This is a genomic window from Clostridium sp. UBA2485, assembly GCF_002341865.1.
Taxonomy (GTDB): Bacteria; Bacillota; Clostridia; order Clostridiales; family Clostridiaceae; genus Clostridium_J.
Map to the genome: position 1 here is coordinate 25119 of NZ_DDOV01000034.1, position 9366 is coordinate 34484.

8 protein-coding genes are annotated in these 9366 nt (G+C 25.2%); 2 read left to right on the forward strand and 6 right to left on the reverse strand.

What is annotated here, in order from left to right; translation table 11 throughout:
• Positions 1 to 399: 399 nt before the first annotated feature.
• Positions 400 to 1344, forward strand: a complete 945-nt coding sequence (locus tag B3603_RS05565; protein ID WP_291561749.1) for an NAD-dependent epimerase/dehydratase family protein — start codon at positions 400 to 402, stop codon at positions 1342 to 1344.
• A 140-nt stretch (positions 1345 to 1484) separates the two neighbouring features.
• Here B3603_RS05565 and B3603_RS05570 read toward each other — a convergent pair whose 3' ends face one another.
• The 6 genes from B3603_RS05570 to B3603_RS05595 all read right to left on the reverse strand — a co-directional run bounded on the left by B3603_RS05570 (position 1485) and on the right by B3603_RS05595 (position 8247).
• The gene (locus B3603_RS05570) at positions 1485 to 1955 is read right to left on the reverse strand and encodes a hypothetical protein (protein WP_291561751.1); all 471 of its coding nucleotides are present in this window, start codon (positions 1953 to 1955) and stop codon (positions 1485 to 1487) included.
• A 381-nt stretch (positions 1956 to 2336) separates the two neighbouring features.
• A complete protein-coding gene (locus B3603_RS05575; RefSeq protein WP_291561753.1) occupies positions 2337 to 4475 on the reverse strand; it encodes a M1 family metallopeptidase in 2139 nt (712 codons plus the stop codon).
• Positions 4476 to 4702: 227 nt separating this feature from the next.
• Positions 4703 to 5149, reverse strand: coding sequence for an NUDIX domain-containing protein (locus tag B3603_RS05580; RefSeq protein WP_291561755.1), 447 nt, complete (start codon positions 5147 to 5149; stop codon positions 4703 to 4705).
• 1082 nt (positions 5150 to 6231) lie between these two features.
• Positions 6232 to 6852, reverse strand: a complete 621-nt coding sequence (locus B3603_RS05585) for a DUF3793 family protein (RefSeq protein ID WP_291561757.1) — start codon at positions 6850 to 6852, stop codon at positions 6232 to 6234.
• Between the two features lie 36 nt (positions 6853 to 6888).
• Positions 6889 to 7314, reverse strand: a complete 426-nt coding sequence (locus B3603_RS05590; RefSeq protein WP_291561759.1) for a flavodoxin — start codon at positions 7312 to 7314, stop codon at positions 6889 to 6891.
• A 153-nt stretch (positions 7315 to 7467) separates the two neighbouring features.
• The gene (locus B3603_RS05595; RefSeq protein ID WP_291561762.1) at positions 7468 to 8247 is read right to left on the reverse strand and encodes a GNAT family N-acetyltransferase; all 780 of its coding nucleotides are present in this window, start codon (positions 8245 to 8247) and stop codon (positions 7468 to 7470) included.
• A 148-nt stretch (positions 8248 to 8395) separates the two neighbouring features.
• Between B3603_RS05595 and B3603_RS05600 the strand changes: the two genes are divergently transcribed.
• On the forward strand, positions 8396 to 9292 hold the full coding sequence (locus B3603_RS05600) for a hypothetical protein (protein WP_291561763.1): 897 nt from the start codon (positions 8396 to 8398) through the stop codon (positions 9290 to 9292).
• Positions 9293 to 9366: the final 74 nt, after the last annotated feature.

The following is a 9366-nucleotide window of genomic DNA, read 5'->3' on the forward strand; positions in this document are numbered from 1 at the left end:
TAAATAAACATTGTGCACATCATAACATAAAAATATTAAAAACTTCTTAAATCTCTCAGTGATTTAAATCTTTAATATATTAAAAAACCATACATACCTTGGAGTAGTTTTTATTAAAATTTAACTTTGCAAATAAAATTCTCTTTTTCATAAAACACCACTCCTTTCAAAATATTCTGTATTTATTTTATCACAATAAACTTTCTAATTCAATAGTTTAATTATTCTTAGCTAAAATAGCTATTCAAAGATAGTGTGTTAGCTAATTATCTTATGAATATCCCTAATTATAGTATGGTAAAAATACTAGATTGTCATAATTATGTAACATTCATAGAATATATTTATAATAAAATTACTATTAGTCCATAATGAAAACATTTAAGGAGCGATAGATTAATGTATAATGTTTTAATTTTAGGAGGTACAACCTTTGTAAGTAGCAACTTATGTAAACATTTAATATGCAAAGGTTATAATGTAGACATACTTACAAGAGGCCTTAGAAAAATAAACTATCATGGATATAAAAATCATTTAATTTGCGACAGAAAAAATATTGATGAATTAAGAAAAGTACTTTTAGGGAAAACCTATGATTATATATTAGATATAAGTGGATATACAAAAGAAGATGTAGAAAATGTAATAGAAACTATAGATAGTAGTAAACTAAAAAAATATATTTTTTGTTCCTCAGGCGCCGTTTATAAAGAAAATCAAGACTTAATTTCCGAAGATTTTAAAAGAGGAGAAAATAAAAACTTTGGTGATTATGGATTAAATAAAAAACTTGCAGAAGATTATTTGCTAGAAAAATCTAAAAAAGATAACTATCCTATTATAATTTTTAGACCTACCTATATTTATGGTGAAGAAAATAATTTATATAGAGAAGCTTATTTTTTTGATAAAATCTTAGATCAAGAACCTATTCCTATACCATATGGCAATGCTAAAACTCAATTTATCCATATTGATGATTTGGTTAGAGCGTTTGAAAGTGCTATGAAGAGTAATGTAGTAGGAAAATCTTATAATATTACTCATCCTAGAATAATAACCTTTAAAGAACTAGTAAAAACTTGTGGAAAAGTAATGAGAAAAACACCTATAATACGAGAAGTAAATACAGAAGATTTTCCTTTTAGCCCTCGTTCATATTTTCCTTTTAGGAATATAAATTATATGCTTGATATTACTGAGCTTATAAAAGATAATATATATATTCCTAAAATTGATTTAGAAGAAGGACTTAAAAAATCATTTTGTTGGTACTTAAATTCTACTGTAAAATTAGAGGATAATACCATGATTAATATAGATAAAGTAATTCTAACGTAAAATATATAATTTTGATATATATTGTTTCTTAATATATATTAAAAAATCGTGACTTTAGGTCACGATTTTTTAATTCCATCTTATAACTATAATTAAACTCATAATTATTAAAATTCCTTTTAAATCTATTCTATAATCTATTATTCTACAGTCTTCTTAAAGATTTTACCAATCATTATTTTTATAAAATAGCTTATTACTGTCACAAAAAGTGATTCTAAAATAAAAGTTAACACAAAACTTATTCTAAGATCTTGTGGATATAGTATTCTAAACCCATCTTTAGCAATTGCATAAGTAATTATGGATATAAATATTCCTATGATTATACTTTCTTTAAATAAGCTTAATTTTATCCTTTTAACTTCATTTATTTTTTTGGTTTTCATTATTATACCATTTCCCCATAACTTTATAGAAAGATATAACATTCCTATTATAAGGGTAAAAAATGATATGGCAAACTCATAAAATGGCTTCTGCAATATAAAGAACTTATAAGCTACATCTAAAAATAATCCTATTACTAATATAAAAATTGTATGCATTTCATAATTAGCAATCTCGCTTATAGTTTTTTCTTCTTCTTCTTTAATCTCCTTGCTATCCATAAATATAATCCTCCTATGTAAGTCATATTTAAAAATCAGCTAGTGTCAGTATGTTTTCGTTATAATACATTATCAGAACCTAATAGTTCAAAAAATCTATCTTCTTTATCTGACACAAAATATATTTGGCATTTTAGTTAGTTATTTTCTTTTATAAATATCTAATAAAACTTAATATAATATAATTGTAATATATTTCCTCAACTATTGTAACCCTATATAGTAAAATTGTAAACTAACTCATAATTTGCAAGGGGTACTTTCTAACTATTTTTATATTTAATTAAAGCTTATTATTTATAAAGTAAATACTTCTCTAAATTTATAAATATAATTTTAGAGAATATAAAAATGGCATAAGCATTGCTTACGCCATCTAAACTAATCCATTTGTAGGAAGTCTGAATATGGATTTTTCTCCTTTTTATCTAGTAATCTTTCTTCATTATTGGAGTACACAATATATTCATAGAAGTTTGATCCAAATGATGTACTTTTAGTAACTATATCTTGAGAAGTTTTCTCAAAGCTTTCATTATCTAATATTTCACTATTCCAGAAAATTACTTCTGCTAAATATTTTTCATTTTCAGGATTTTTATCTATAAATGCTCCAAATATATTTTCATTTTTCACATTTTTATCTGAAGTAAAGCCTTCTTTTGTAACTTTTTTATTTATTTTACTCTCTATTTTCTTATAAAAAGAGTTATTCCATGAATTTCCTAATATTATTAAGTTACTATTTTTTATCACATTATCATCAACTTTATTATCTTCTACAACTTCAAAATTCACATTATTCATTTCATATTGTAAAGTAAGTTTTTCAATTAATTTATTTTGTGCTATATTTTCTTTTTCTGAAACTCCTGTTGCTTTTACTAATGCGACTTTTTCTTCATTTAATCTTCTATGCATAATTCTAGCTAAAGAAAGTTCTGGAGTACTTTCCATTTGGAATAAACTATCATATAATTCTTTTATACTTTTAGCTTGTAATTCTGCCTGCCTTTCTGGTGATAATTTATATTCATCACTTAAATCAAAATTAGGGTCATTTATTATATCATTAAAATGATCTGACACATCTTTACCACAAACTTCTTCTATTGTTTCTATTAATCCTTTTATAGTAGCGTTTTTAAACTCATATTTATTGAAATAAGTTTGCATAAGCTTATCAAATTTTTCTTCACCAACTTTTTTGTAAAGTTCATATATTGCTGTTCTTCCTCTATCATAATAAACTTGGTTAGACATTCCATCAACTTCTTTATTAGTAGAGGTAATTTTTTTATTTGCTGGACCACTCTCATAAAGTAACATACTTTCAAAGCCATTTTCACTACCTTGAGTCTTATCTAAATAATAGTATGTTGAAAAGTCTGCAAAGCCTTCATCTAAGAAAGACTCTGTCTCTGAATTATTTCCAATAATACCATGAAACCATTGGTGAGCTATTTCATGAATAAACACTGAATTCTTTTTAGGATCATTTCCATCCACATTAAATCTTCCTAATTGTATTGCTCCTGTATATTCTATAGCAACTCCTTCGACATATGATTCAAATACATCAAATTCCTTATATGGATACTTACCAAATTTCTTACCAAAGAACTCAATAGCGCTAAAAGCTTCATCTATATATTCATTCATTAATTTATCTTTTTTCTCATCTTCACTTAAATAATGAATATTCACAGTAATACCATCTTTAGTCTTACTAACTTTTTTGTAATCTTTACTAGCAAAGAAAACAAACTCTCTTGTATTTTCAGCCTTAGCTGAAACTATTTTTCTATCTCCTTCTATTTTTTCTGTTTCAGTTCCTGTAATACCTACATTAAAATCTTTAGGAACATTTAAATTTACTTCATAATTAGAGGACTCAAAATAGTCTGTTTCAAAATCTTTACTATAAGGAATTTCATTCCACTTCTTTTCTTTTTCGTCATATACTGCAACTACTGGATACCAGTGGACTGCTGAAAAAACATCATTATAATATGATAATCTATTCATTCCAAAAGGAATTTTTACTTCAAACTCTATATCAAAAGAAACTTCTTCTGAGTTCTTCAATTCTTTCTCTAATTCTACCTTTAACACTTGGTTTTCTTTTGTAAACTTTAATTCTTTTCCATCGCTACTTTTAATAGATTTTATATCTATTCCTCCTAAAAAGTCTTCTGGCTTTCTATCCGGGTTCTCCTTTGCTATCTTTTCATTACTGTTTCTAAACATTTCAGTTTGTGTTTCTTTTTTATTATAAGCATCAGCAAAGACATTAAATGATATCTCTTTTAATTCATCTTTATATACATTTTTAAATTTAACATTTTGCTTTGCTGTTATAGTTTGATCTTTTTCATTTAAATTTGCATCTATTTTATAATTTATAAAGCTGTTAAAATTATCAGCTTTACTCCCTGTAATATTTCCACATCCAACTAGCATTCCTGATATTATCATTGATGCTATTGCTAAAGATACAAGTTTTTTTGTACTTTTCATTTCCATTGCCTCCTAAAATTCTGCCTCATATACATATAAATTAGATTTATTCATTTACAATCTACTATAATTTTATATTTATAGTATTTTTTAGTCCATTCATCAGACTTACATTTTAAAAGTCTAATCTTACAATATTGTAACAAAATAAAGAGAATTAATTCCTCAGAATTAATTCTCTTTATAATTCCTAATCTCTTAATAAATATTAACCATTAAAAATTAAGCTACTTTTTATAATTTTCAATTAAATTCCTTAATTTTTCATACCATATTGGATAATAATTTAAGGCTTTACACTTCTTCTCTAGAAAAATAAAATATTTTACATCTATATCCTTAAAATTTTCATAGTCATCTAGTGATATATATTTTATATCCTCTAATGTCCTTTCCGAAAATTCTAAGTCATCATCTTCTTGAGAAATATAACCCAAAATCGGAATTTGATTTCCTATATCTATTAAATAAGTATTATCAACTATATTAAAAATAATTTTCCCATCTACATTAGCTTCCTCCCTCAGTTCTCTAATTACAGCTTCTTCTGGGGTTTCTCCCTCCTGTATTTTTCCACTAATAAAAAAGTGTCTAATTTGCCCATCAATTTTACCAATACCAAGTAACACGCTATCTTCTTCAATTATAACTGCTTGCACTCTTTCCTTTGACATATTATCACCTATCTTTATTAATATATTTAGTAAAAATCACATTTTAAGTAGATCTGTTAAAGCAATGTAAAATTTAGATTTATTCAATACTTTAATTAGTTCTCACAAGTAAACCTTACAATATAAAATAATTAAATGTATATTGAAAACTTTTATACTATATATCAATTAAAATGTAATTTGCCTTTAATTATACCTTTTTATTATGTTTTTTCAAAATTTCATCAAATTCTAATTTATCAGTAAGATATTTAGAGGAGTTTATTCCAAGATCCATTCGTCAAAAAATTTAGATAAATTTATTTCTGTTCTCTCTTCTATAAAGTTCTTAAACATATTGAAATCTATGTTTTTTCTTTATGTTCGTTTATAAATTCTTTAATAGAATCTTTAAAGTTTTCATCGCCAATTATATTCTAAAGTACATACGATTTTCATGAAGGAGTAGAGCTTTTATAATAATCAATTTTCTTATTTTCTATACTTTGACTTCTTTTACTTTTATTAATTTAACAACCTATTGAAAAAACTAACTCTTCTTTTTTATCATCATAAATATTTTGTACTAGTCTTATAATAAAGTATTACTAGGGTTTCACTTATTAGACTCTCACTATCATTTGAAATTGTTATTCTAGTCTTTACATTAAAACCCTTTATATGTAGCGATTATTGTTTTTAATCATAATTAGTAACTTTAGGCAATACCATATTATTTCCCCGCCCTACACTTTTATAACCATACTAATTAGCCTGTATTTTAATATATTACTTTTATAGGATTAACTATAATTTCATTTAATTTCTATTTAAATTATATTCAAAATATAATTAATAAAACTTACATTATATTTCTACAAACTTTTCAAATTCCCTCTATAATTTATATAAGTCCATAATGTAGTTGCTTAACCTACTAAATAAGATTTTAATTGAAACCTATTTATACCTTTTAATTTATTTAAAATAAAATCCACAGCTTTAACTAATTTCTAGATAAAACTGTGGATTTTATAAGTTTGTTTGTATATCATGTACTAAAAAATATTATATATTTAAAGAAGATTGTTTTACCGATTTTCCTATGAGGCTATAGATAATACTTCTATAGCCTCGAATAGTTTTTTACCTTGACAAACGCTATTTACTATTTCTAGTTTTGCTTCATCAAAGTATTTAAAAGTTTGTAAGGCAGAGTCTTTATCATAATACACTTTCCAATATCCACAAAGTAAACATTCCTTATGTGGACTTTCTATAAATGTTTGTACATCCTGTAGTGGAAATCCTAAAAATATTCCCATTTCATGAGGACAAATCGAAACATCATATCTTTCTTTCAATACTTCTAGTTTTTCAACTATAGTCATATTTGGTTCATAACCAAACTGTGCTAAAAAATTTGTAACTCTTTTATCTTGGAATTTATTATTTAATAATTCTTCATTATAAAACAGTACTACTACTGCATTATTTGTTTCTTTTAACTCAAAGGCTTTCACCTTTAATCTATTTAATAATTCATGCTTATAACTTTTCCAGTTATTACACATGTTTTTATCATGATTACATAGGGTTACAGTGGTAGCAGCCTTAAGCCCTTTAATTGTAGGGGCAATGTTATAGGCTATCACATTAAACATATATTCCACATCATTTAAAGTATTTATTTTTTCTCTAAAAGCTTTAACTGCTAACTTCACTGTAATCACTCCCTTAATATTTTGATGATGTTAAAACTAATTTGCTAATTCTTTACCGAGCTCTAAACACTCTTTTTCTTTATCTGATTCTGGTGTATAGTTAGCAATTAATCCTTCGTTTATCACAATTGCGCCATAACCAGTCATTCTTTCTTCCCAGTCTCTCATCCATTTTCCATCTCCCCATCCGTATGAACCAAATAGGGCTATTTTTTTCCCTTTTACAGCGGTTTCTATTGATTCTATAAAAGGTTCCATTTCTGATTCCTCTAAAACTTCATCTCCCATGGAAGGACATCCTAAAGCAATCACATCTGCACTATCTATATCACTAACAACTGCATTTGAAACAGCTTTTACTTCAACTTCTGCTCCTTCATTTTTAGCACCTTCTGCAATGAAGTTAGCCATAGCTTCTGTGTTTCCTGTACCACTCCAATAAATTATTGAAACTTTGTTCATAATAACACTCCCTTTACGAAAATCGCATTTAATTGAAAATGATTATCATTACCATCTATTTATATTATATTTGTTAATTTTGGATTTGTCAACATTAAAAACCACATTTTTCATAAAAAAATGAAAAATGTGGTTTGTTCAATAAATACATCTTTAAAAATTAACTATAACCCATACTGCTATATCCTCAAACCCCAGGTTTTTATATATATTTTTTGCTTTAGGATTATTATAAAATAAACAAGGAATCCTTCCTTCATCTATGAGCTCCCTACATATCTTATAAACACAACTCATTGCATAGCCCTTATTTCTATGATTACTATGAGTCATAACAGAAACTATCATCGCTAATTCTTTACTTTCTGCTGTAGTTGCTGCAGAAGCTAAAATTTTATTATTTTCCTTAATGCAATATACTCTTCCAAAGCCACTATTAATTGCTACTTTGATACTAGCAGATGATGTTTTAAAATCGTCAAACTCTTCTATGGTCTTTCTAAGATTATAAATTTCCTCTGCATCCTCTAAATTTGCTTTTATCACTGAAACATTTTCTTTCATTAATAATAAATTATCTAAATATGCAAATTGATTAAACTTTACTTTATCATAGGTTAATATGGATAATAACTTAGTTATAGAAATAAGTTCTCCCCAAATTTGCTCTTTATTTTTATAACCATTTATGATTTCGCAAAAGCCTTCTGCATTATAATCTTCTATTACAGAGTGAAAATAAAATTGAGTATTATGTCTTAGTAGTATAGCTATATAATTGTAATTTTCATCAAATTCAGCCCATATCTCTTGTAATCTATCATCAAAACCAAATTTCTCTAAACATCCTATAATACAAACATTAATTTCTTTATTTTTGCTTAGAAATTTTTCTAATCCATCATTATGGCTTTCATTTAATTTTACAATCAAGTTCATTTCCTCCATAGAATTTCTAATATATAAATATATTCTATGAAGTTAACATTTATGACTATAAAATTTATTTGAAAATAAGAATAATTAAGCCTTTATACTTCATATAATCTAACGATATCTCCATTTTGAAAGGAGCGTTTTTATGAAGTATTCTTTTAAACATATATTTTTATCAGTCATAAGTAAAAATAGCACCGAGAAAACCTTAGACACTTTAAAGGAATATAATAGAATATTAGAAAATGCAAAAATTGAAACCTCTATTAAATTAAATAGATTTAAATATTTATGCTTAAACTGTAAATATATACATGAAATACTGTGTAGTGATCTTTCTTATATTTCTTTAGAAGATATTGTGTCTAAAGACATTTTAGATAGTATTCATCTAGCAAATATTAACTATCCTACTGAAGATACTATTATAGAGCAGCTGTTTATAAGCAATAAAATAATTCAAAATATAGAAAATAGTTGTAAAAACTATAATAAATATATAAATGTAGTTAAGGATTTAAATAAATTTTTAAAGGATTGTGAGATTGATTATTCAAATGTAGAAAGACCATATTTTCACTTCTCTAAGGATAAAAAGGGAAGTCCTATAGCGTTTTTTTGCCATATAAATTCACCAGACTTTTCTTATACTACAAATAACTTTAAAATTTATGGTTTTTATGGTGAGTATAGATCTTTATCGCAAAAAGGAAACTATCTTCAAATGACTTTAGGATACAGCAATAACTTTACTTCCGTACTTGAACTTAAAACTTTAGAAATTGGAAAGGAAAAAGATTCAGATAGAGGTGCAACTGCACTTCAATATTTAATTAAAACTTTAATACCTGAACTTAACCATATATTAGATAAAAAACTCAAAGAAGGAAATTTATCCCTAAGCAAGGAATTTAAAACTCAAATGCTTTATAGTAGAACTAATTCTATTTCTGAAGGGGATATTAATGGTGATAGAATAAATTTTTATAAAAAGAATGGTTTTACTGTAAAAGGTAATAACTTTTATTTAAAACTCCAATAACCTTATATTTATAATGTATTTAATTTTACTAAAATATAAATATTAATTAATAGAAAAATAATATTATAAATATT

Bases quoted from the DNA above. Each gene is read 5' to 3' on its own strand.
- B3603_RS05590 (WP_291561759.1), bottom strand. From the start codon at position 7,314: ATGAACAAAGTTTCAATAATTTATTGGAGTGGTACAGGAAACACAGAA.
- B3603_RS05575 (WP_291561753.1), bottom strand. From the start codon at position 4,475: ATGAAAAGTACAAAAAAACTTGTATCTTTAGCAATAGCATCAATGATA.
- B3603_RS05570 (WP_291561751.1), bottom strand. From the start codon at position 1,955: ATGGATAGCAAGGAGATTAAAGAAGAAGAAGAAAAAACTATAAGCGAG.
- B3603_RS05565 (WP_291561749.1), top strand. From the start codon at position 400: ATGTATAATGTTTTAATTTTAGGAGGTACAACCTTTGTAAGTAGCAAC.
- B3603_RS05600 (WP_291561763.1), top strand. From the start codon at position 8,396: ATGAAGTATTCTTTTAAACATATATTTTTATCAGTCATAAGTAAAAAT.
- B3603_RS05580 (WP_291561755.1), bottom strand. From the start codon at position 5,149: ATGTCAAAGGAAAGAGTGCAAGCAGTTATAATTGAAGAAGATAGCGTG.